Here is a 19,719-nt window from a genome sequence, read left to right as displayed (position 1 = left end):
CGGCAGCGGGGGCCGCCGCCGCGTCGGCCCCCGCTGCCGCCGCGCCCGCCGCCTCCCCGGAGCCCACCGACTCCAACCCCGGCTACGTCACCCCGCTCGTGCGCAAGCTCGCCGGCGAGAACGGCATCGACCTCTCCACCCTCACGGGAACCGGAGTCGGCGGCCGCATCCGCAAGCAGGACGTCCTCGACGCTGTCGAGGCCGCCAAGTCGGCTCCGGCCGCCCCGGTCTCGGCGCCCTCCGCCGCAGCCGCCAAGGCCGCGCGCACCCCGCTCGAGACCTCGCCCCTCCGTGGCACCACGCAGCCGATGTCGCGCCTGCGCAAGGTCCTCGCGCAGCGCGCCGTCGAGTCGATGCAGACGAGCGCCCAGCTCACCTCGGTCATCGAGGTCGACGTCACGGCGGTCGCTCGCTTCCGCGACTCGGTCAAGAAGAGCTTCCAGGAGAAGACCGGCGCCAAGCTGTCCTTCCTCCCGTTCTTCGCCCTCGCGGCGGCCGAGGCGCTCAAGGCCTACCCGGTGATCAACTCGACCCTCGACGGCGAGTCGATCGTCTACCCGGACCACGAGAACATCAGCATCGCCGTCGACACCGAGCGCGGCCTGCTGACCCCTGTCCTCAAGAACGCGTCCGAGCTGAACCTCGCGCAGATCGCCTCCACCATCGGAGACCTGGCCGAGCGCACCCGCAACAACAAGCTGAAGCCCGACGAGCTCGCCGGCGGCACCTTCACGCTGACCAACACCGGTTCGCGCGGGGCCCTGTTCGACACTCCCGTCGTGTTCCTGCCGCAGACCGCGATCCTCGGCACCGGCATCGTCACCAAGAAGCCGGCCGTCGTGCAGGTGGACGGTGCTGACGCCATCGCGATCCGCTCGACCGTCTTCCTCGCGCTCTCGTACGACCACCGCACGGTCGACGGAGCCGACGCGGCGCGCTTCCTGGTCGCGATCAAGGAGCGCCTCGAGGAGGGCTCGTTCGAGAACGACCTCGGCATCTGACACGCTCCCCCTGAGCGCGCCTCTCACGAGGCCGCTCCGGTGTAGACGTCGCGGATGAGCCAGCCGGCCTCCGTCCTGATGATCAGGACGGAGGCCGCTGTCGTCCCCGGGGCCGTCCGGAGGTGCACGACCGCCGATGCCCCGTTCACGTCGACGAGGACGGCCGACGCCTCCCCCGTCTCCGGGACAGCGGAGGCGGGGCCGTCCGCTGCGTCGCCGAGCGGCGAGTCCGCCGTGACCAGCCCGCGGGCGCACTCCCGGTCCCCGCACGCGCGCACCGCGTCGATCAGCACCTCCGCCGCCTGCTCGGCGTCGAGCGAGGCCGCCGCGACCGGAGCCGGCGGCGCCGCGGTCGCCACAGCAGGCGGAGCCGACCGAGCCGGAACGGGCGCGGCTGCGGTCGACGCCTCCGCATCCTGCACCTGCCGACCGGGCCCGCCCGCGAGCGAACCGGCGAGCACCGCTCCCAGCACGATCGCCGTCCCGACGGAGAGCGGTCCCCGACGCCGGACGACGAACGCCCGGAGGCGGTCCTGCCAGCCGTCGAGCGGATGGACCCGCCGGTGCCGGGCAGCCGGAGCAGGCACCGCCTCCCGACCCCGTGCATCCGCGCCGGACGTCGGCAGCGCCCGCACCGCCTCGCCTATCCCCTGCGGATCAGCGAGTCCGTAGAGGTTGCCCTCCAGCGCCAGCAGGTCGCGGTGCCGCGCGAGGGCGGCGACCGGCAGCTCCGGGCAGAGCATCCCGAGGCGCTCCAGGACCCGCTGCAGCGCGTCGCGCGCCGCACGCGGGGTGTCGACGGCGGGCGTCGTCAGCAGCAGCAGCGGCCGACCCTCCTCCGTCAGGCCGATGTCGTCCGTCGTCGGAGCCAGCCATGCTCCCTCGAGCGAGGCCGACCGGACCGCGCCTACCACGGGGGCGAGGAGGGTGACCGCGGCGCCGAGTCCGATCCCCCGCTCGACCCGCAGGAACCTCTCGAGCGTGGCGACGACGGGAGGGGCGGTCGAGACGATGCACCTCCTCGGAGAGGACTCCACCCGGACGATGCGCTCGCGGTGGCGGTGCTCGGCGAGCCGAGCCACCGGCGACGCCCGCAGCGACTCGGCCTCCCGCGGCCGCATCGTCCGCTCGGCCGGCGGTGCGGCGTCCGGCGCAGGCGTCCGCCGCCTCCCCGTCCGCGCTCCGCCGATCCTCCGGCCCTGGACCGTCCCGCTGCTCGTCATGAGGCGAGCCTGACCGCAGGCCGAGGCGGAGGACGCCCGCCGATCCCGATCGGTGGAGGGATCGGCGCACGTGCCCTCTGTGGAGGAGTCGGATCCGCGTCCGGGGTCCGCCGCCGCGCTCCCGCTCGGTATCCTTGACGTCATGGCACGCAGCACGGAACCGTCGACGAAGGCGGTCAAGGAACCCGGACGTCTCAAGCAGATGTGGCAGGTGTTCCAGATGACCCGCCGCTACGACAGCAGCGCCGTCTGGATCATCCTCCTCGCGCTCCTGCTCCCGATCCTGCTCGGCGTGCTCCTCGGCATCCTGCTCGGCAACGGCAACGGCTTCGTGATCGCGCTGTGGATCATCGTGGGCGTGATGGCCGGCCTGGTCGCCGGACTCGCCGTGCTCTCGCGCCGCGCCGAGCGCGCCGCCTACGGGCAGATCGCCGGGCAGCCCGGCGCGGTCGGCGCCGTCCTGCGCAGCGGACTGCGCGGCACCTGGACCGGCGGCGAGATGCCCGTCGCCGTCAATGGCAAGACCCAGGACGCCGTCTACCGCGCCGTCGGCCGCGGAGGCGTCGTGCTGATCGCGGAGGGCCCCGCCTCCCGGACCAAGCGCATGCTCGAGGACGAGCGGCGCAAGGTGTCGCGGATCCTGCCGAACGTCCCCGTCACCTTCGTGCACGTCGGCTCCGACGCCGATGCGACTCCGCTGCACAAGGTGCCGAGCCGCCTCTCGAAGACGAAGAAGGTCCTCACCAAGGCCGAAGTCCTCGCGGTGAAGAACCGGCTCTCCTCGCTCAACACGTCGCTGCCCATCCCGAAGGGCGTCGACCCCTTCAAGGTGCGCCCTCAGCGATCGCGCTGACGCACGACGCGACAGGCCGGTCGGGATCTCTCCCGGCCGGCCTGCTTCGTCTGCTGCGCGAGTCAGTAGCGGACGAGAACCGTCCCGGCCACCTTGTCGTGGAAGCCGCGCTGGTCCGAGTCCCAGACGAGCGCCGGCACCAGCACGGCCAGCAGCACAGAGCGCACGATCGGGCGCCACACGCCGACCCAGCCCCCGCCGAGACGGATGACGCGCATCCCGAGCAGGCGGTGCCCGATGCTGCCGCCGATGGTGGGGATGAAGACGACCTGCAGCAGGACGAACAGCAGCAGGCTCGCCCAGCGGTCGTAGTCGAAGAACGCGAGCGACAGCAGAGCGGCGACGGCGAAGTCGACGGCCAGGGCGGCGATGCGGCGACCGGACCGTCCGACCGAGAGGCGGCCCTCTCGTGGGAGGCCGAGACGCTCCCCCGGGTACGAGCTCGGGGCGGCGTCGGCGAAGGTCCTGCGGTCGGCGGCTGGCATCCTCCGATCCTATCCGCGGCGTCTCGGAGCGGACCGAGGAGCGAGTGGTCCGGCAGACGACGTGGAGCCCGACCCCGGACGGGCCCCGTAACATGTCGGAAACAACAGGGACACGGTGGGGAAACCCCCCGTCACTACCCTGGAACGGCTGCGCTCTGCAGCTCCCCGTTACGCCATTGGAGACCTTTGCATGTTTAAAGATTCTTCCGAGGTGCTCTCGTTCATCAAGGACACGGACGTCAAGTTCCTCGACATCCGGTTCACCGATCTCCCCGGTGTCCAGCAGCACTTCAACATCCCCGCCTCGACTGTCGATGAGGAGTTCTTCTCCGTCGGTCAGCTCTTCGACGGGTCCTCGATCCGCGGATTCGCGAACATCCACGAATCGGACATGCAGCTGATCCCTGACGTGACCACCGCCTACGTGGACCCGTTCCGCGTCGAGCGCACGCTGATTCTCGTCTTCGACATCTACAACCCGCGCAACGGCGAGATCTACTCCAAGGACCCGCGCCAGGTCGCGAAGAAGGCCGAGAAGTACCTCGCGTCGACCGGCATCGCCGACACCGCGTTCTTCGCCCCCGAGGCGGAGTTCTACATCTTCGACGACGTCCGCTACGAGATCACGCAGAACTCCGCGTTCCACTCCGTCGACTCGGTCGAGGGCGCCTGGAACTCGGGACGCGTCGAGGAGGGCGGCAACCTCGGCAACAAGACGCCCTACAAGGGCGGCTACTTCCCGGTGAGCCCCGTCGACAAGCAGGCCGACCTCCGCGACGACATCTGCCTCAAGCTGATCGACGCCGGCCTCATCCTCGAGCGCTCGCACCACGAGGTGGGCACCGGCGGCCAGGCCGAGATCAACTACCGCTTCGACACGATGGTCCACGCGGCGGACGACATCCTGAAGTTCAAGTACATCGTCAAGAACACGGCCGAGCAGTGGGGCAAGACCGCCACGTTCATGCCGAAGCCGCTCTTCGGCGACAACGGCTCGGGCATGCACACCCACCAGTCGCTGTGGAACGACGGCACGCCGCTCTTCTACGACGAGAACGGCTACGGCGGTCTCTCGGACCTCGCGCGCTGGTACATCGGCGGCCTGCTCAAGCACGCTCCCGCCGTCCTCGCGTTCACGAACCCGACGGTCAACTCGTACCACCGCCTGATCCCGGGCTTCGAGGCGCCGGTCAACCTGGTCTACTCGGCCGGCAACCGCTCCGCGTCCATCCGCATCCCGATCACCGGCACGAACCCGAAGGCCAAGCGCATCGAGTTCCGTGCGCCCGACGCCTCCGGCAACCCGTACCTCGCGTTCGCCGCCCAGCTGATGGCGGGCCTCGACGGCATCAAGAACCGCATCGAGCCGCACGAGCCGGTCGACAAGGACCTCTACGAGCTGCCCCCCGAGGAGGCGAAGCTCATCCCGCAGGTCCCCGCGACCCTGGGCGAGGCGCTCGACGCCCTCGAGGCCGACCACGACTTCCTCCTCCAGGGCGGCGTGTTCACTCAGGAGCTCATCGACACCTGGATCGAGTACAAGCGCGAGAAGGAGATCAAGCCCCTCGCGCAGCGTCCTCACCCGTTCGAGTTCGAGCTGTACTACGGGGTCTGATCCCGCAGCACTGCCGAAGGGCCGTTCCTCCTCGGAGGGGCGGCCCTTCGCCGTCCCCGGCGCGCGGGTGTCAGCGGTAGGAGGGAGCGTCTCCCGCGGCCGGCCCGTAGAACAGGCGCTCGAAGACCGCGCGTGAGCGGCGGGTCACGCCGAGGTAGTCGTCCTCGAGCGCCGTCGCGGACCCGGCCGGGTACTCCAGCAGGCGCGCGACGCCCTCGAGCTGCCGGCGGTCGGTCGGGAGGACGTCGCTGGTGCGGTTGCCCCAGAGCGTGGTGCCCGAGCGGACACGGGACGCGAGGATCCACGCGGCACGCAGCCGCTCCGCGTCCTGCGGGCCGACCATGCCCTCCTCCTCCGCGACCGCGAGGGCGGTGAGGGTCGAGGTGGTCCGCAGCGCCGGGGTCCGCCGCGCGTGCTGCAGCTGGAGGAGCTGCACCAGCCACTCGACGTCGCTCAGCGATCCACGGCCGAGCTTGAGGTGACGGCGGGGGTCGGCGCCCTGCGGCAGACGCTCGCTCTCGACCCGTGCCTTGATCCGCTTCACCTCGCGGATGTCGCGGTCGGAGACCGCTCCCGGGTAGCGGACCCCGTCAGCCAGCTCCTCGAAGTCCTCGATGAGCGCCTGGTCCCCCGCCACTCCCCGCGCCCGGAGCAGCGCCTGCGCCTCCCAGGTCAGCGACCAGCGGGCGTAGTAGGCGCGGTAGGAGTCGAGGGAGCGCACGAGGGGCCCGTTCTTGCCCTCGGGCCGCAGGTCGGCGTCGAGGTCGAGCGGCAGGCGGGAGTCCTCCGTGAGCCGGACCAGCTCGGCGACGACGAACTGCGAGTAGAGCTGGGCCTGGTGCGGCTCGGCGGTGCCGGGTCGCTGGACGTACATCACGTCGGCGTCGGAGCCGAAGCCCAGCTCCGCTCCCCCGTACCGGCCCATGCCGATGATCGCGAACTCCGCGTCGGCGCCGGGCCGGGTCGCACTGCCGCGCCGGATGGCGGCGAGCACGCCGCCCAGCAGTGCGCTGATGATGTCGGTGAGGCTGGTCGCGATCTCCTCGATCGAGCTGAGACCGAGCACGCCCCCCATGGCGGTCCGCAGCACCTCGCGCCGGCGCATCGAGCGGAGGACTGAGGCGACCGCGTCGGGCGTCTCGTGCCGGGCGAGCACGGCGCGCACCTCCTCGGCGAGCTGGGCGGCGCTACGGGGGCGGAGGGCGTCGTCGTCCTCGAGCCAGGCCGCCGACTCCGGGATGCGGTCGAGCAGCTCGCCGACGAAGCGCGATCCGGAGAGCACCGTGGTGAGCCGCTTGGCGGCTCCGGACGAGTCGCGCAGCATCCGGAGGAACCAGGGCGTCCCGCCCAGTGCGTCGCTGAGGCGCCGGAACGCGAGCAGGCCGTAGTCGGGGTCCGGTCCGTCGGCGAACCACTGCAGCATCACCGGCACGAGGTGGCGCTGGATGCTCGCGCGACGCGAGACGCCCGAGGTCATCGCGGCGATGTGGCCGAGCGCCCCGCGGGCATCCGCGAAGCCGATGGCGGCGAGGCGCGCCTCCGCCTGGCCGGTGGACAGCTCGGCGCCGCCGTCGGAGAGCGCGGCGACCGCGGAGAGCAGCGGACGGTAGAACAGGCGCTCGTGCAGGCCCCGGACGCGGTGCTTGATCCCGTTCCAGACGCTCAGCAGCTCCTCCGCCGTGCGGGCGAGCCCGCTGGAGCGGGCGAGGGTCCGCAGCTCGTGCTCGTCCCGCGGCATCAGGTGCGTGCGTCGCAGGCGCCGCAGCTGGAGGCGGTGCTCGAGCAGCCGGAGTGCTCGGTAGTCCTGCGCGAACTCCTCCGCGGCGGAGCGGCCGATGTACCCGCGGTCGGCGAGGGCGCCCAGGGCGAGGAGGGTCCCGGGCATGCGGATCTCGTCGTCGGTCTGCCCGTGGACGAGCTGGAGCAGCTGCACCGTGAACTCGATGTCGCGCAGGCCGCCGGGCCCGAGCTTGATCTGGTAGTGGACGTCGTTCTGCGGGATGTTCTCGGTGACCCGCTCCCGCATCCGCTGCACCGACTCGACGAAGTTCTTGCGGGAGGCGCTCGACCAGACCTTGGGCGCGACCGCGTCGACGTACGCCCGCCCCAGCTCCTGGTCGCCGGCGAGCGGGCGCGCCTTGAGCAGCGCCTGGAACTCCCAGCTCTTCGCCCACCGGTCGTAGTAGGTGATGTGCGACTCGAGGGTGCGCACGAGCGCGCCCTGCTTGCCCTCCGGGCGCAGGTTCGGGTCGACCTCCCAGAGCTCCGGCTCCATCGCCAGCGCAGAGGTCCCGCGCATGAGGAGCACGGCGAGCCGGGTGGCGACGTCGATCGCACGGGCGTTCGTCAGCTCCTTCTCCGGGTCGCCCTCGGCGACGAAGATCACGTCGACGTCGCTGACGTAGTTGAGCTCGGACGCTCCCGCCTTGCCCATGCCGATGACGGCGAAGCGGGTGGCGGCGACCTCGTCGCGGCCGAAGCGACCCGGGCCCGCGCCCTCGACCAGCTCGGTCCGCGCCACGGCGAGGGACGCCTCCAGCGCGGCTCCGGCGAGGTCGGCCAGCGCCCTCGTCACCCGGTCGATCGCCGCGACGGGGTCGGCCTGGCTCAGGTCGTGGACGACGATCCTGGTGAGGAGGCGGCGGTACCGCACGCGCAACGCCGTCCAGCCCGCCTCCTCCCGGAGCGACGAGAAGCCGTCGACGGCGCCGACCGACTCGAGCAACTCGGCCTTCATCTCGGCGCGCCCGGGGAGCGTGCGCACCGGCTCGAGCACGCTGGCCAGCTCGTCGGGCCGGCGCTGGAGGAAGTCGGCGAGGCCGGAGGAGGCCCCCACCACCAGAAGCAGCCGGGTCAGGGCCTCGTCGTCGGCGAGGACCGCGTCCATGCTGTCGCGGTGCCGTCGCAGCAGGTCGATCAGAGCGAGCAGCGCCTCGTCCGGGTCCGCCACCCGGGCGAAGGAGGGCAGCACCGACTCGAGCTGCCGCCCGGCCAGCTCCTCCGCCTCGGCCAGCCGTGCCCCGGTCTCGCCGAGCGCGGCGAAGCCGAGGCGTGCGACATCGCGGAGGGAGCGTTCGCGGGGCATGGCCGAGGCGTCAGAGCATCTCGAGATTGCTGCGCAGCTCGTACGGCGTGACCTGGGCGCGGTACTCGGCCCAGTCCTTCCGCTTGTTGAGCAGCACGAAGTTGAACACCTGCTCGCCCAGCGTCTCGGCCACGAGCTCGGACTCCTCCATCAGCGAGATGGCGCGGTCGAGGCTGGCGGGCAGAGCGCCGTAGCCGAGCGCCCGGCGCTCCGCGTCCGAGAGGGCCCACACGTTGTCCTCGGCCTCGGCCGGGAGCTCGTAGCCCTCCTCGATGCCCTTGAGCCCGGCCGCTAGGAGCAGCGAGTACGCCAGGTAGGGGTTCGCCGCGGAGTCCAGCGCCCGGTACTCGATGCGCGACGACTGCCCCTTGTTGGGCTTGTAGAGCGGAACGCGCACGAGGGCGGACCGGTTGTTGTGGCCCCACGAGACGTAGCTGGGCGCCTCGTCGCCGCCCCAGAGCCGCTTGTAGGAGTTGACGAACTGGTTCGTCACGGCGGTGATCTCGGGGGCGTGCTTGAGCAGGCCCGCGATGAACTGACGGCCGAGCTTCGAGAGCTGGTACTGGGCGCCCTGCTCGTAGAACACGTTCACGTCGCCCTCGAAGAGCGAGAGGTGGGTGTGCATGCCCGAGCCGGGGTGCCCGGAGAGCGGCTTCGGCATGAAGGTCGCATAGACGCCCTGCTCGATCGCCACCTCCTTGATCACGGTGCGGAAGGTCATGATGTTGTCGGCCGTGGTGAGCGCGTCCGCGTAGCGGAGGTCGATCTCGTTCTGGCCGGGGCCCGCCTCGTGGTGGCTGAACTCGACCGAGATGCCCAGATCCTCCAGCATGCGCACGGAGCGGCGGCGGAAGTCGTGCGCCGTGCCTCCGGGGACGTTGTCGAAGTACCCGGCGGAGTCGACCGGCTCCGGACCCTCGGCGCCGAAGGACGACGACTTGAGGAGGTAGAACTCGATCTCGGGGTGCGTGTAGAAGGTGAACCCGCGCTCGGCCGCCTTCGCCAGCGTGCGCTTGAGCACGTTGCGCGGGTCGGCGACGGCGGGCTGGCCGTCGGGCGTCGTGATGTCGCAGAACATCCGCGCCGTCGGGTCGATCTCTCCGCGCCACGGGAGGATCTGGAAGGTCGACGGGTCCGGATGCGCGAGGACGTCGGCCTCGAAGGAGCGGGTGAGGCCCTCGATGGCGGAGCCGTCGAAGCCGAGCCCCTCCGCGAACGCGCCCTCCACCTCGGCCGGCGCGATCGCGACCGACTTCAGCGTGCCGACGACGTCTGTGAACCAGAGGCGAACGAATTTGATCCCTCGCTCTTCAATGGTGCGAAGAACGAAGTCCCGTTGCTTGTCCATCCAGACCCCTCCTGTTTCGACCCTCAGGCTACTGCCTCCGACCGGGGCCCGCGGGGCGCCCGAGGCGCGCCGTAGACTGGCGCCCATGTCAGCGCAGCCCGTGAAACGCGTTCGAACCCGCCACTTCCAGAACGCGAAGGACTCCGGTGTCCGCATCACCGGGCTGACCAGCTACGACCAGCTCACGGCGAAGATCTTCGACGACGCCGGGATCGACTTCCTCCTCGTGGGCGACTCCGCCGGCAACACGGTGCTCGGCTACGACACCACTCTGCCCGTCACCGTCGACGAGCTCATCCCGCTGGCGCGTGCCGTCGCCGGAGCCGTCGAGCGCGCCTTCGTCGTCGCCGACATGCCCTTCGGCTCCTACGAGTCGGGTGCCGACGACGCGCTGCACACGGCGTTCCGCTTCATGAAGGAGACGCACGCGCACGCGGTGAAGCTCGAGGGCGGGGTCCGCTCCGCCGAGCAGATCCGGCGCATCGTCGAGGCGGGCATCCCCGTGATGGCGCACATCGGCTTCACGCCGCAGAGCGAGCACGGGCTCGGCGGCCACATGGTCCAGGGGCGCGGCGAGGGCATCGAGCAGCTGCTCGCCGACGCGCGAGCCGTCCAGGAGGCCGGGGCGTTCGCCGTCGTCCTCGAGATGGTGCCCGCGGACGCGGCACGTCAGGTGACGGAGGAGCTGCGCATCCCGACGATCGGAGTCGGAGCGGGACCGCACGTCGACGGACAGCTGCTCGTGTGGACGGATTTCGCCGGATTCACCACCGGCCGCATCCCCCGCTTCGTGAAGCAGTACGCGGATCTGCGCGGCGTGCTCACCGGAGCGGTCACCGCGTACCGGGACGACGTGGAGTCCGGCGCCTACCCCGGCGCCGAGCACAGCTACGAGTAGCCGCGGTCAGCGGTCCTCGGCGGCGTCCTCCTCGGCCCACTTGCGGCTGTTCTCGTGCAGCCGCTCGACGGCGTGCTCCGCCTCCTCGCGAGAGGAGAAGGGTCCCACCCGGTCGACGGAGGGGGACACGAATCCCTGCTCCACCGTGCCGGCCTTGAGGTTGTACCACCAGGAGTTCGCGTCGCCGTCAGCCATGCCGCGATCCTACGCCGCAGCCCGCGTCGGTCCGCACCCCCGCCCTTCGCTAGCATGGCCGCTATGACTGCTGCGGCGACCGCCATCGGGATCGACATCGGGGGAACGGGCATCAAGGGGGCCTCGGTGGACCTGGCCGCGGGCACTCTGCTCAGCGACCGGATGAAGCTCGCCACTCCCCCGGGCGGCACGCCGAAGGACATCGTCGCCACCGTCCAGCAGATCCTCGAGAAGATCCCGGACCTGCCCTCGGACACCCCGGTCGGCATCTGCTTCCCCGCCGTCGTCGTCCACGGACGGACGATGTCGGCGGCGAACGTGTCGGACGAGTGGATCGGCCTCGAGGCCGAGAAGCTGTTCGAGGACGCGATCGGCCGGAACATCTTCTTCGTCAACGACGCCGATGCGGCGGGCTACGCCGAATCGCGCTTCGGAGCGGCGAAGGACAAGGAGGGCCTGGTCATCATGACCACCCTCGGCACCGGCATCGGGACGGCGCAGATCCACGACGGGATCCTCATCCCCAACGCTGAGCTCGGCCACCTCGAGATCCACGGCGGCGACTACGAGAAGAAGGCCTCGTTCGCCGCCAAGGAGCGCGACGACCTCGACTACAAGCACTGGGCGAAGCGGCTGCAGCGCTACTACTCCCACCTCGAGGCGCTGCTCTGGCCCGATCTCTTCATCGTCGGCGGCGGCATCTCCAAGCACCACGACGAGTTCCTCCCGCTGCTCGACCTGCGTACCCCGATCATCCCGGCGGCGCTCCGCAACAACGCCGGCATCCTCGGCGCGGCCGCGCTCGCAGGGCGGGGCTGAGTCTTTTTCCTCGGCGGTCCCCGCCCGCCGAGGCGCGGTCGGCCTCGGGAGGTGACGCGTTCCGGGGAGCGGGGTGCGGACGGCTACGGCGAAACGCTGGCACGCGCTTCGCCGGTTCGCCTGGTGCGTGGCGCCATGGCGGACGGACGTGATCAGACCTTCGGGGTCCAGTCGTTGCGGTGAGCCACGACGGGGCGGGGGCACCTGGTCCTCGGCGGTCGATCCGCAGCGGCGCCTCAGGACCGTCCTCCGGGACCGTCGCCTTCCGGACGTCGTGATGCACCGCTTCGTCCGCAGGAGGCAGCGCGAGAGATGGCATGCGCCAGTCTCAACGAGTAGCCGCGCAAGGGTGTATCGAGACCCGGGAACCGCCACCGCAGGCCGTCGCGCTGACTGCGGGCGGGAGCGCGAAGCAACCGGCGGAGACGCGAGATGCCCCGCAGGGGCGGGGCATCTCGTGGCGAAGGGGTCGGCTGATACGCCGGGTTCTGTTCACGCCGCGCCTCTCGGCGGGCGCTGGACGGCCATCTCTCTCGGAGCCACGTCGCCGTGACCCTCCAGCGGTCTACCCGAGGACCCGACGAGCAGCCGCATCGTCCTCTGTCTGACCTTGCTCCGGGCGAGGTTTACCGAGCGGACCGGATCACTCCGGCCCCTGGTGGTCTCTTACACCACCGTTTCACCCTTACCGCCGGCCGGAGCCGACGGCGGTCTGTTCTCTGTGGCACTGTCTCGCGGGTCGCCCCGGGTGGGTGTTGCCCACCGCCCTGCTCTGCGGAGCCCGGACGTTCCTCGGCACCACGGCTCTCGCCGCGGTGACGCGACCGTCTTGCCGGCCCGTTCGCCCGTCCAGTGTACGGCTCAGGCGAGGGTGGACTCCTCGCCGCGCACCAGGATGCAGCCGCTGTCGGGGCAGAGGACGACCTCGTCGGGAGCGGAGGCGCGGATCCAGGAGAGGTCCGACTCGGTGAGGGCCACGCCGCTCCCCTCCGACACCTTCCCGCGGAGGAGGGCCGCGCCGACTCCGTAGCGGGCGCGCTGCTTCTCGTACAGCTCGACCAGGTCCTCCGGAAGGGTCGTCACCAGGTCCGCCCGGTCCCGGGCGAGCGCCTCCTGCTTGCCGCGGAGCTTCTCGGCCTGCGCGTCGCGCTCCTCGGCGAGGGTCCCGAGCGAGGCGACGACCTCGTCGCGCTCGGCCTGAGCGGCGGCGACCTCGGACTCGATGCCCTCGATCCGCTCCATCAGGGTCAGCTCGATGTCCTCGAGGTCTCCCCGTCGCTTCACGAGGGAGGTGATCTCGCTCTCGAGCGCGGCGATGTCCTTGGCCGCGGATGCGGTCTGCAGGCGGTCGCGATCGCGGGTGAGCCGCTTCTCAACCACGCCGACGTCGGACTCGATGCGCCCGAGCTCGGTGCGCACGTCCTCGAGGCGCCCTGTGCGCTCGGCGAGGGAGCGGCGGGTCTCGTTGTCGCGGGCCTGCATCGCCTGGATCCGCGCGATCTGCGGGAGCGTCGCGAGGGCGTGGCGCAGCTGCGCGCCCCTCGTGTCCAGACTCGCCAGAGTCAGGAGTTCGCGCTGGTGTGCGGGGCTGGCTTTCACGTGGCGGTCCTCGTTCCCGGCGCGCAGTACGGGCGCGCCGCGTCCATTCTCCCGCGCCCGCGGCGGGTCAGTGCACGATCGCGAAATCCCACGGGTCGGTGCGGGTCTCGCTCACCTCGACGGTGACCGTGGGCAGGGCCTCCCGCAGCGCGGTCGCGGCGACGTCGAGCCACAGCCACTCGCTCGCCCAGTGCGAGACGTCGATGAGGGCGGGGCCGGTGCCGTGCAGGGCCTTCTCGCGCGCCTCGGACGCCGGGTGGTGCCGGAGGTCGGCGGTGATGAAGACGTCGCTCGTGCGGACGGCGGGGGCGTCCAGGAGCGAGTCCCCCGCTCCCCCGCAGAGCGACACGCGGCGCACGGGTGTCTCGTAGGCGCCCGCGGCCCGCACTCCCCCTGCGGTGGCCGGCAGGAGCTCGGCCACGGCTCCGGCCAGGCGTCCGAGCGTCACCTCCTCGGGCAGGTCGCCCACTCGGCCGAGCCCGATCGACGGGTCGGCGCCCGGGACGAGCGGCGTCGTGCCGGTCAGGCCGAGGCGGGTCGCGATCACGTCCGAGACGCCGTCCGCGACGATGTCGGCGTTCGTGTGGGCCGAGATCAGTGCGCAGCCGCCCCGGATGAGGTCCGCGAGCAGGCGGCCCTTGTAGCCGTCCTCGGCGATCGAGGTGACGCCGCGCAGCAGCAGCGGGTGGTGCGCGACCAGGAGCTGGTAACCGCCGTCGACGGCCTCCGCGACGGTGTCGGAGACCACGTCGACCGTGAGCAGGATCCGCTCCACCGCGGCGTCGGGGTCGCCGGTGACCAGGCCGGGCGCGTCCCAGCTCTCGGCGGCCGCCTCGGGCCAGAGACGGTCGATGACGGCGTGGACGTCGCGCAGTGAGGGCATGCGTCCAGGGTAGGGCCGCTCAGGGCGGGTGGTCGGTGTCCACGGCGCGGATCGCGGCGTCTGCGTCGGCCGCCGCGTCGAGGTCGGCTCGCAGGTGGTCGTCCGACTCCGGCACGCGGACGGTGATGCCGCTGTACCGCTCGATCTCGATCAGGCCCGCGACTCCGGAGGCGGCGAGCACGTGGCCGCCGATCCCGCCGGTGGTGTCGACGACGTGCGTGTGCAGGCCGGCGACGCTGATCCCCTGGAACGGCTGCGGGCCGACGAAGCCCAGCAGCGTGCCCTCGACGCCGGTCGGCCGGACCTCGTGCTGGTCGCGCATCGCGTCCGGCAGGCGGCGGTAGGGCTCCGCCCGCGCGATCGGCCGGCGCAGGGTCGGGGTCTCCGCCCGCGCGCGCAGGCGGACGCCGACGAAGACGTCCGGACAGGGCACGAGCGAGCGCACTGCGGCCAGTCTGCCGAGCGGCGCGATCGGGAGCCGTCGCGGCGCACGGTCGGTGGTCCGTGCTTGCCTGGGGACCATGAACGAGTACCTGCCCTGGGCCGTCGCGGCCGCCCTGCTCCTGGCCCTCCTCATCACGGTCGTCGTCGGCCGCCGACGGCGCACTGCGGCGGAAGCGGCGGCGGAGCAGACCGCGAAGGAGGCTTCGGAGGAGCACCAGCGCACGATCGCCGGGCGCGACCGGAGCCACGAGGCGGCGCTGAAGGCACTGACGCGCGCGCGCGACGCCGAGCGCGACCTCAGTCGTACCGAGCTCGAGACGGCGCAGGAGGAGGCCGAGCAGACCCGTGACGCGCTCGCCAGGACCTGGAGCAGCGAGGCCGTCTCGCACACCCTGATCCGGGAGGCGTGCGCCTCGGCGGGGCTGTCCGGCGTCCTCGCCACGAACGTCGTCTTCGTACCGGTCGAGGCGCGCACGACGCGCCGCTTCCTCGCGCAGATCGACCATCTGCTGCTCACCCGGCACGGCGCGCTCATCATCGAGGCCAAGTACTGGCAGGGGGTCGTCTTCGACGGCGTGCGACCCGGTACCGTCCACCCCTCCTACGGCGTCCTCCTCGACGAGGATGCACTGCCCGAGGCCTTCGCGGTTCAGATCGCACCGGGGACGGTGTCGCGGTGGACGGTGCGCACGCATGTCGAGCAGCACGTCCCCGCCCGGCAGGTCCGGATCCAGGCCGCGAGGCTCAAGGAGCACCTGGCCCTGAACGGTCTGCCCACGCCGTGGTTCGAGACGGCCGTGCTCTACAGCCACCCCGACGTCAGGACGTACGCGCCCGGATGGCAGGGCACGGGAGCGGCACGGACGAGGATCCTGACGGGAGTCGACGAGCTGACGGACGCTCTGGCCGATCTCGCACGGCGCCCGAACACCACGATCGGGGAGGACGCCTGGGGCGAGCTCTCCGGATTCCTCGCCGGATGCGGCGGCCATGTGGAGCCGGTCGGGCCGACGCGTGCGTGACCAGCAGGGGGACCCGGCGGCCGGGCGGGTACGGTCATGACCGGCCTGAGCCGGACAGGACGGCGCCAGACCCTGTAGCGCCGTGAACGACGAAGGTCCGCACTCCCGGAGGAGTGCGGACCTGTTCGGTGGATCCGAGGGGATTCGAACCCCTGACCCCCTGCATGCCATGCAGGTGCGCTACCAGCTGCGCCACGGACCCGTGTTCTGTTCTGTCTTGCTTCGTGCTGTCCTGCGCTGTATCCGCCCGGCGGAAGCAACTCGAATAAACTACAACACGATTCGCGTGAAGTGAAATCGAGCGCTGTCGCCGGGCGTGTTCGTCAGTTCGAGGACGTCGACGACTCGACGGCGACGGGCTGCTCGAGGGTGAACGGCACCGTCGGGCAGTCCTTCCAGAGGCGCTCGAGCGAGTAGTACATGCGGTCCTCCTCGTGGAAGACGTGCACGACGAGGTCGCCGAAGTCGAGGAGGATCCAGCGGCCCTCCGCACGGCCCTCGCGGCGCAGCAGCTTGGCGCCGGAGTCGTTCAGGCGGTCCTCCACCTCGTTCGCGATCGCGACCACGTTGCGCTCGGAGCGGCCGGTGGCGAGGAGGAAGATGTCGACCAGCGGCAGCGGCCCCGAGACGTCGAGGGCGACGAGGTCCTCACCGCCCTTGGAGTCGGCGGCGGTGGCCGCGAGCTGGAGCAGGGCGCGGGCGGAATCGGTCGCAGTCATGAAGCCTTCAGTGTCGGTGGTGGAGATCAGAAGATGTTGAGCACGAAGCCGCCGATGAACAGCGCGATCGCGCCGACCAGCAGGACGGCCGCGGTGATCGCGAGGACCACCGGGACGCTCACGCCGGCGCGCTTCTGCGGCGCGATCATCGAGGTGCCGGCGGCGTGGGTGGAGACGGCGCTGGACGCCCGGACCGGCTCGGACTCGCCGACGGGCTGCTCGCGGTCGATGCGGTCGACGTAGCGGTCCACATCGGGCGAGTCGTAGAGGTTCGGGTGCTGGCCCGTGGAGCCGAGGCTGCGCGGGAGGTCGAACGAGCCGGTGACGAGGATCTCCCCCGTGTCCGTGCCGACTGTCGCGCCGGGGCCCGTGGTCGGCAGGATCAGCGCGTTGGTGGTGGTGACGGCACCGGTGGCGGCGACTCCGCTCGCGATGAGGGAGTCGAACGAGGCGTCCACCTCCTCCTTCGACTTGCTGTCGAGCTCCTCGGTGATGGCGAGGTGCTCGATCGGCGGCTCGAAGCTCCCGGTGATCTCGGTGGCCTTCTCGTCGGCGATGTCGAGGGATCCGCCCACCGACGCGAAGAGCGCGGTGTTCAGGTGCGGCTGCTCGGGCTGCTCGCCGGCCGTCGGCTGCTCGTCGTCCGCGTCCCGCTCGTCGGAGGCGTCCGCGGACGGCGTCTCGTCGGCGGAGGAGGAGCTCTCGATCTCGGCCTCGTGCACCTCGGCCGCGTCGGCCTCGTCGGCGTCCGCGGTCGCATCGGAGGCGGACTCGTCCGCCTCCTCCTCGGACGCCTCGGGGGCGTCCTCGGTGACGACGTCCTCGTCGCCCTCCGGCTCCTGCTCCGCTGCACCCTCGGGCACCGGCTCCGCATCACGGGACTCGTCGGCCGCCTCGATCACGGGGACCGCCCCGGTCGGCGGGAGCGCCGAGGCGCGCTCGACGTCGTCGGAGCGCTCGTCGTCGGACCGCTCCTCGTCGGCGGGCGGCTCCGCCTCCGGTGCGGCGGCGACCTTCTCCGCCTGCTGCTGCGCCAGCAGTGCGCGCAGCTCCCGACGGGTCAGCTGGCGGCCCGTGGCGTTCTCGGTGGCGACGATCTCCATCGAGGAGGTGCGCAGGTCGGGCTCGCTCGCGGGGCTCGGCTCGACGGGGGTGATCCGCAGGGCCTGGGTGGGGGTCAGCACCGGCATGTCGCCGGCGGTGGTGGCGGTCGCGGTGGCAGCTCGGCGGGACGTCGTCGGAACGGCGGCGGTCGTGGCCGCACCGGCCTCGCGCCTCTCGCGCTCGCGGATCTCGCGCCGGGTGAGCGGCTTCTCCTCGGGCTGAACTGTCATGACGTGCTCCGATACAGGTGGTGCTTCGAGATGTACTGGACGACACCGTCGGGAACCAGGTACCAGACCGGATGACCCCGGTTGACGCGGCTCCGACAGTCGGTCGAGGAGATCGCCAGTGCCGGAATCTCCAACAAGGATACGTCCTGGGCCGGCAATCCCGAAACGTTGAGGACGTGCCCCGGCCGGCTGACGGCGACGAAGTGGGCCAGCTCCCACAGCTCGTCGTAGTCCTTCCAGCTCAGGATCTGAGCGACCGCGTCCGCGCCGGTGATGAAGAACAGCTCGGCGTCGGGGTGCGCGGCGTGGATGTCGCGCAGGGTGTCGATCGTGTAGGTCGTGCCGATGCGGTCAACGTCGACGCGGCTGACGGTGAAGCGCGGGTTCGACGCCGTCGCGATCACCGTCATCAGGTACCGGTGCTCGGCGGAGGTCACCGTCTTCTTGTGCCACGGCTGGCCGGTGGGCACGAAGACGACCTCGTCCAGGTCGAACGACTGGGCCACCTCGGAGGCGGCGACCAGGTGACCGTGGTGGATCGGGTCGAAGGTGCCGCCCATCACGCCGATGCGCGGACGCCGCGGGCCTCCGCTCGCGGCGGACGTCACGATCGCTGGGCTCCCCGCCTAGTGTCCGTGACCGTGCTGGTCGTGGGAGCCGGCGCCGGTCTTGTGCGAGTGGCGGTTCGCCACGTCCCGGTAGCTCCAGGTGACGAAGCCGAGGGCCGTGAAGGCGACGGCGGCGATCAGGCCGAAGACGATCGGGGGGAACGGCAGCTCCGTGTGGGCCGCTGCTTCGGCGAGGACGGTCGTCGCGAGGGACATGCAGTGCTCCTTGGAGGTCGTGGTCGCCCCGGCGGGGCTCCGACGAGTCTACCCGGACGCCGCTCGACGCCGGATCGCCGGTCCGGGCGCTAGGCGCGGACCTGTCCCGCGCCGCGCAGCAGCCACTTCGTGCTGGTCAGCTCGGGAAGACCCATGGGGCCCCGAGCGTGCAGCTTCTGCGTCGAGATGCCGACCTCGGCGCCGAACCCGAACTCCCCGCCGTCGGTGAAGCGGGTGGAGGCGTTGACCATCACGACCGCGGAGTCGACCTCGGCGAGGAAGCGCTCGGCGCTCCGGAGGTCGTTCGTCACGATCGACTCGGTGTGGTGGGTTGAGTACCGGTCGATGTGGGCCATCGCGGCGTCGAGGTCGTCGACGATCGCGACGGCGACGTCGAGCGAGTAGTACTCCGCGGACCAGTCCTCATCGGTGGCGGGCACCGCGTCAGGCCAGAGCGCCGCGACGCGCTCGTCGCCGTGCACGGTCACTCCCGCTTCCGCGAGCCGGCCGAGGACGGGCGGGAGGAGGCGCTCGGCGGCGTCGCGGTGGACGAGGAGGGTCTCGAGGGCGTTGCAGGTGCTCGGACGCTGCACCTTGGCGTTGTGGACGATGTCCACGGCCCACTGCTCGTCGGCACTGGCGTCGAGGAAGACGTGGACGACTCCGGCGCCCGTCTCGATCACAGGGACGGTTGACTCGGTCACGACCGACTCGATGAGGCCCGCGCTCCCCCGCGGCACCAGGACGTCGACGTAGCCGCGCGCTCGCATGAGGGCCTTCGCGCCCTCGCGGCCGTGGTCGTCGACCGTCTGCACCAGCTCGACGGGCAGGCCGACGGAGGCGACGGCCTCCTGCAGCAGCTCCACCAGGACGCGGTTCGTGTTCTCCGCGGCCGAGCCTCCGCGCAGGATCACGGCGTTCCCGCTCTTGAGGGCGAGCGCCGCGATGTCGATGGTGACGTTCGGGCGCGCCTCGTAGATCGCTCCGACCACGCCGAACGGGACCCGCACCTGGGTGAGGGAGGCGCCGTTGGGCAGGTTCGATCCCCGCACCGTCTGCCCGACCGGATCGGTGAGCCCGACGACCGCGACGACGGCGTCGGCGAGGGACCCCAGGCGCGCCGCATCGAGGCGGAGGCGGTCCTGCAGGCCCGCGCTCATCCCGCTCTCGCGGCCCCGCTGGAGGTCGAGCTCGTTCGCCGGGACGACGCGCTCGGCGCTCGAGCGCACCGCGTCGGCGATGGCGAGCAGAGCCCGGTTCTTGAGGTCGGTGGTCGCACTGCGGAGGGAGCGCGACGCGACGCGGGAGGCGGCGAACCGCTCGGTCAGCGCACTGCTGTCGGGGGTCGTCTGCGGCATCCGGCCAGTGTAGA

General features: G+C 71.5%; 19 protein-coding genes, 1 tRNA gene and 1 other RNA gene. 6 read left to right on the top strand and 15 right to left on the bottom strand.

The window, feature by feature from the left end:
• On the top strand, window positions 1-1,001 hold a 1,001-nt coding region (sucB, locus tag C5C69_RS04590), incomplete at its 5' end, for a 2-oxoglutarate dehydrogenase, E2 component, dihydrolipoamide succinyltransferase (protein ID WP_104257398.1).
• A 23-nt stretch (window positions 1,002-1,024) separates the two neighbouring features.
• Here the strand turns inward: sucB and C5C69_RS04585 are convergent.
• Entirely contained in the window at window positions 1,025-2,224 is a 1,200-nt protein-coding gene (locus tag C5C69_RS04585; protein ID WP_146080868.1) for a hypothetical protein, read from the bottom strand.
• A 142-nt stretch (window positions 2,225-2,366) separates the two neighbouring features.
• Here C5C69_RS04585 and C5C69_RS04575 point away from each other — a divergent pair, with 142 nt between their 5' ends.
• Window positions 2,367-3,077, top strand: a complete 711-nt coding sequence (locus tag C5C69_RS04575; protein ID WP_104223728.1) for a DUF4191 domain-containing protein — start codon at window positions 2,367-2,369, stop codon at window positions 3,075-3,077.
• 62 nt (window positions 3,078-3,139) lie between these two features.
• Here the strand turns inward: C5C69_RS04575 and C5C69_RS04570 are convergent, their stop codons facing one another.
• Window positions 3,140-3,562: an RDD family protein gene (locus tag C5C69_RS04570; protein WP_104223667.1), complete on the bottom strand. Its 423-nt coding sequence runs from the start codon at window positions 3,560-3,562 to the stop codon at window positions 3,140-3,142.
• Window positions 3,563-3,752: 190 nt separating this feature from the next.
• Here C5C69_RS04570 and glnA point away from each other — a divergent pair, with 190 nt between their 5' ends.
• On the top strand, window positions 3,753-5,177 hold the full coding sequence (gene glnA, locus C5C69_RS04565; protein WP_104223668.1) for a type I glutamate--ammonia ligase: 1,425 nt from the start codon (window positions 3,753-3,755) through the stop codon (window positions 5,175-5,177).
• A gap of 70 nt (window positions 5,178-5,247) precedes the next feature.
• Here the strand turns inward: glnA and C5C69_RS04560 are convergent, their stop codons facing one another.
• The gene (locus C5C69_RS04560) at window positions 5,248-8,262 is read right to left on the bottom strand and encodes a bifunctional [glutamine synthetase] adenylyltransferase/[glutamine synthetase]-adenylyl-L-tyrosine phosphorylase (protein WP_104232553.1); all 3,015 of its coding nucleotides are present in this window, start codon (window positions 8,260-8,262) and stop codon (window positions 5,248-5,250) included.
• Between the two features lie 10 nt (window positions 8,263-8,272).
• Window positions 8,273-9,610 (bottom strand): glutamine synthetase family protein, encoded by a 1,338-nt coding sequence (locus C5C69_RS04555; protein ID WP_068253236.1) that lies wholly within the window; start codon window positions 9,608-9,610, stop codon window positions 8,273-8,275.
• An 85-nt stretch (window positions 9,611-9,695) separates the two neighbouring features.
• Here C5C69_RS04555 and panB point away from each other — a divergent pair, with 85 nt between their 5' ends.
• Window positions 9,696-10,508 (top strand): 3-methyl-2-oxobutanoate hydroxymethyltransferase, encoded by an 813-nt coding sequence (gene panB / locus C5C69_RS04550; protein ID WP_104226711.1) that lies wholly within the window; start codon window positions 9,696-9,698, stop codon window positions 10,506-10,508.
• Between the two features lie 6 nt (window positions 10,509-10,514).
• Here panB and C5C69_RS04545 read toward each other — a convergent pair whose 3' ends face one another.
• Entirely contained in the window at window positions 10,515-10,703 is a 189-nt protein-coding gene (locus C5C69_RS04545) for a hypothetical protein (protein WP_104257397.1), read from the bottom strand.
• A 63-nt stretch (window positions 10,704-10,766) separates the two neighbouring features.
• Here C5C69_RS04545 and ppgK point away from each other — a divergent pair, with 63 nt between their 5' ends.
• Window positions 10,767-11,522: a polyphosphate--glucose phosphotransferase gene (gene ppgK / locus C5C69_RS04540; RefSeq protein ID WP_104239180.1), complete on the top strand. Its 756-nt coding sequence runs from the start codon at window positions 10,767-10,769 to the stop codon at window positions 11,520-11,522.
• 461 nt (window positions 11,523-11,983) lie between these two features.
• Here the strand turns inward: ppgK and rnpB are convergent.
• The 4 genes from rnpB to C5C69_RS16880 all read right to left on the bottom strand — a co-directional run bounded on the left by rnpB (window position 11,984) and on the right by C5C69_RS16880 (window position 14,449).
• Window positions 11,984-12,362: RNase P RNA component class A (gene rnpB / locus C5C69_RS04535), an RNA gene on the bottom strand.
• 21 nt (window positions 12,363-12,383) lie between these two features.
• Window positions 12,384-13,121, bottom strand: coding sequence for a zinc ribbon domain-containing protein (locus C5C69_RS04530; RefSeq protein ID WP_104257396.1), 738 nt, complete (start codon window positions 13,119-13,121; stop codon window positions 12,384-12,386).
• A 67-nt stretch (window positions 13,122-13,188) separates the two neighbouring features.
• Window positions 13,189-14,004, bottom strand: a complete 816-nt coding sequence (locus C5C69_RS04525; protein WP_104257395.1) for a Nif3-like dinuclear metal center hexameric protein — start codon at window positions 14,002-14,004, stop codon at window positions 13,189-13,191.
• 19 nt (window positions 14,005-14,023) lie between these two features.
• Window positions 14,024-14,449, bottom strand: coding sequence for an acetolactate decarboxylase (locus tag C5C69_RS16880; RefSeq protein WP_181127020.1), 426 nt, complete (start codon window positions 14,447-14,449; stop codon window positions 14,024-14,026).
• A 76-nt stretch (window positions 14,450-14,525) separates the two neighbouring features.
• Between C5C69_RS16880 and C5C69_RS04515 the strand changes: the two genes are divergently transcribed.
• The gene (locus tag C5C69_RS04515; RefSeq protein WP_104257394.1) at window positions 14,526-15,470 is read left to right on the top strand and encodes a nuclease-related domain-containing protein; all 945 of its coding nucleotides are present in this window, start codon (window positions 14,526-14,528) and stop codon (window positions 15,468-15,470) included.
• A 129-nt stretch (window positions 15,471-15,599) separates the two neighbouring features.
• Here the strand turns inward: C5C69_RS04515 and C5C69_RS04510 are convergent.
• The 6 genes from C5C69_RS04510 to C5C69_RS04485 form a co-directional block, all read right to left on the bottom strand.
• Window positions 15,600-15,672 (bottom strand) — tRNA-Ala (locus C5C69_RS04510).
• Window positions 15,673-15,793: 121 nt separating this feature from the next.
• Complete coding sequence (rsfS, locus tag C5C69_RS04505; RefSeq protein ID WP_104247265.1) at window positions 15,794-16,189, bottom strand: ribosome silencing factor; 396 nt, start codon at window positions 16,187-16,189, stop codon at window positions 15,794-15,796.
• Between the two features lie 26 nt (window positions 16,190-16,215).
• Window positions 16,216-17,523 carry a hypothetical protein gene (locus C5C69_RS04500; RefSeq protein ID WP_104257393.1) on the bottom strand — a complete coding sequence of 436 codons (1,308 nt, stop codon included), beginning with the start codon at window positions 17,521-17,523 and terminating at the stop codon, window positions 16,216-16,218.
• Window positions 17,520-18,131, bottom strand: coding sequence for a nicotinate-nucleotide adenylyltransferase (nadD, locus tag C5C69_RS04495; protein WP_104223678.1), 612 nt, complete (start codon window positions 18,129-18,131; stop codon window positions 17,520-17,522). Before nadD ends, C5C69_RS04500 begins: the two co-directional genes overlap by 4 nt.
• Window positions 18,132-18,149: 18 nt before the next feature.
• Window positions 18,150-18,347, bottom strand: a complete 198-nt coding sequence (locus C5C69_RS04490; protein WP_104223679.1) for a hypothetical protein — start codon at window positions 18,345-18,347, stop codon at window positions 18,150-18,152.
• An 89-nt stretch (window positions 18,348-18,436) separates the two neighbouring features.
• Window positions 18,437-19,705: a glutamate-5-semialdehyde dehydrogenase gene (locus C5C69_RS04485; RefSeq protein ID WP_104257392.1), complete on the bottom strand. Its 1,269-nt coding sequence runs from the start codon at window positions 19,703-19,705 to the stop codon at window positions 18,437-18,439.
• Between the last annotated feature and the right edge of the window lie 14 nt (window positions 19,706-19,719).

Origin of the sequence: Rathayibacter sp. AY1C7, from assembly GCF_002931865.1 — a bacterium.
Taxonomy (GTDB): domain Bacteria; phylum Actinomycetota; class Actinomycetes; order Actinomycetales; family Microbacteriaceae; genus Rathayibacter.
Note: the sequence above shows the minus strand (reverse complement) of the source record. Positions and strands in the feature narration are given on the sequence as shown.

Excerpts from the sequence above, each read along its gene's own strand:
- C5C69_RS04490 (WP_104223679.1), bottom strand. The coding sequence starts at position 18,347 with ATGTCCCTCGCGACGACCGTCCTCGCCGAAGCAGCGGCCCACACGGAG.
- C5C69_RS04570 (WP_104223667.1), bottom strand. The coding sequence starts at position 3,562 with ATGCCAGCCGCCGACCGCAGGACCTTCGCCGACGCCGCCCCGAGCTCG.
- C5C69_RS04575 (WP_104223728.1), top strand. The coding sequence starts at position 2,367 with ATGGCACGCAGCACGGAACCGTCGACGAAGGCGGTCAAGGAACCCGGA.
- glnA (WP_104223668.1), top strand. The coding sequence starts at position 3,753 with ATGTTTAAAGATTCTTCCGAGGTGCTCTCGTTCATCAAGGACACGGAC.
- panB (WP_104226711.1), top strand. The coding sequence starts at position 9,696 with ATGTCAGCGCAGCCCGTGAAACGCGTTCGAACCCGCCACTTCCAGAAC.
- C5C69_RS04560 (WP_104232553.1), bottom strand. The coding sequence starts at position 8,262 with ATGCCCCGCGAACGCTCCCTCCGCGATGTCGCACGCCTCGGCTTCGCC.
- C5C69_RS04555 (WP_068253236.1), bottom strand. The coding sequence starts at position 9,610 with ATGGACAAGCAACGGGACTTCGTTCTTCGCACCATTGAAGAGCGAGGG.
- C5C69_RS04585 (WP_146080868.1), bottom strand. The coding sequence starts at position 2,224 with ATGACGAGCAGCGGGACGGTCCAGGGCCGGAGGATCGGCGGAGCGCGG.
- C5C69_RS04485 (WP_104257392.1), bottom strand. The coding sequence starts at position 19,705 with ATGCCGCAGACGACCCCCGACAGCAGTGCGCTGACCGAGCGGTTCGCC.
- C5C69_RS04515 (WP_104257394.1), top strand. The coding sequence starts at position 14,526 with ATGAACGAGTACCTGCCCTGGGCCGTCGCGGCCGCCCTGCTCCTGGCC.
- C5C69_RS04525 (WP_104257395.1), bottom strand. The coding sequence starts at position 14,004 with ATGCCCTCACTGCGCGACGTCCACGCCGTCATCGACCGTCTCTGGCCC.
- C5C69_RS04500 (WP_104257393.1), bottom strand. The coding sequence starts at position 17,523 with ATGACAGTTCAGCCCGAGGAGAAGCCGCTCACCCGGCGCGAGATCCGC.
- C5C69_RS04545 (WP_104257397.1), bottom strand. The coding sequence starts at position 10,703 with ATGGCTGACGGCGACGCGAACTCCTGGTGGTACAACCTCAAGGCCGGC.
- rsfS (WP_104247265.1), bottom strand. The coding sequence starts at position 16,189 with ATGACTGCGACCGATTCCGCCCGCGCCCTGCTCCAGCTCGCGGCCACC.
- ppgK (WP_104239180.1), top strand. The coding sequence starts at position 10,767 with ATGACTGCTGCGGCGACCGCCATCGGGATCGACATCGGGGGAACGGGC.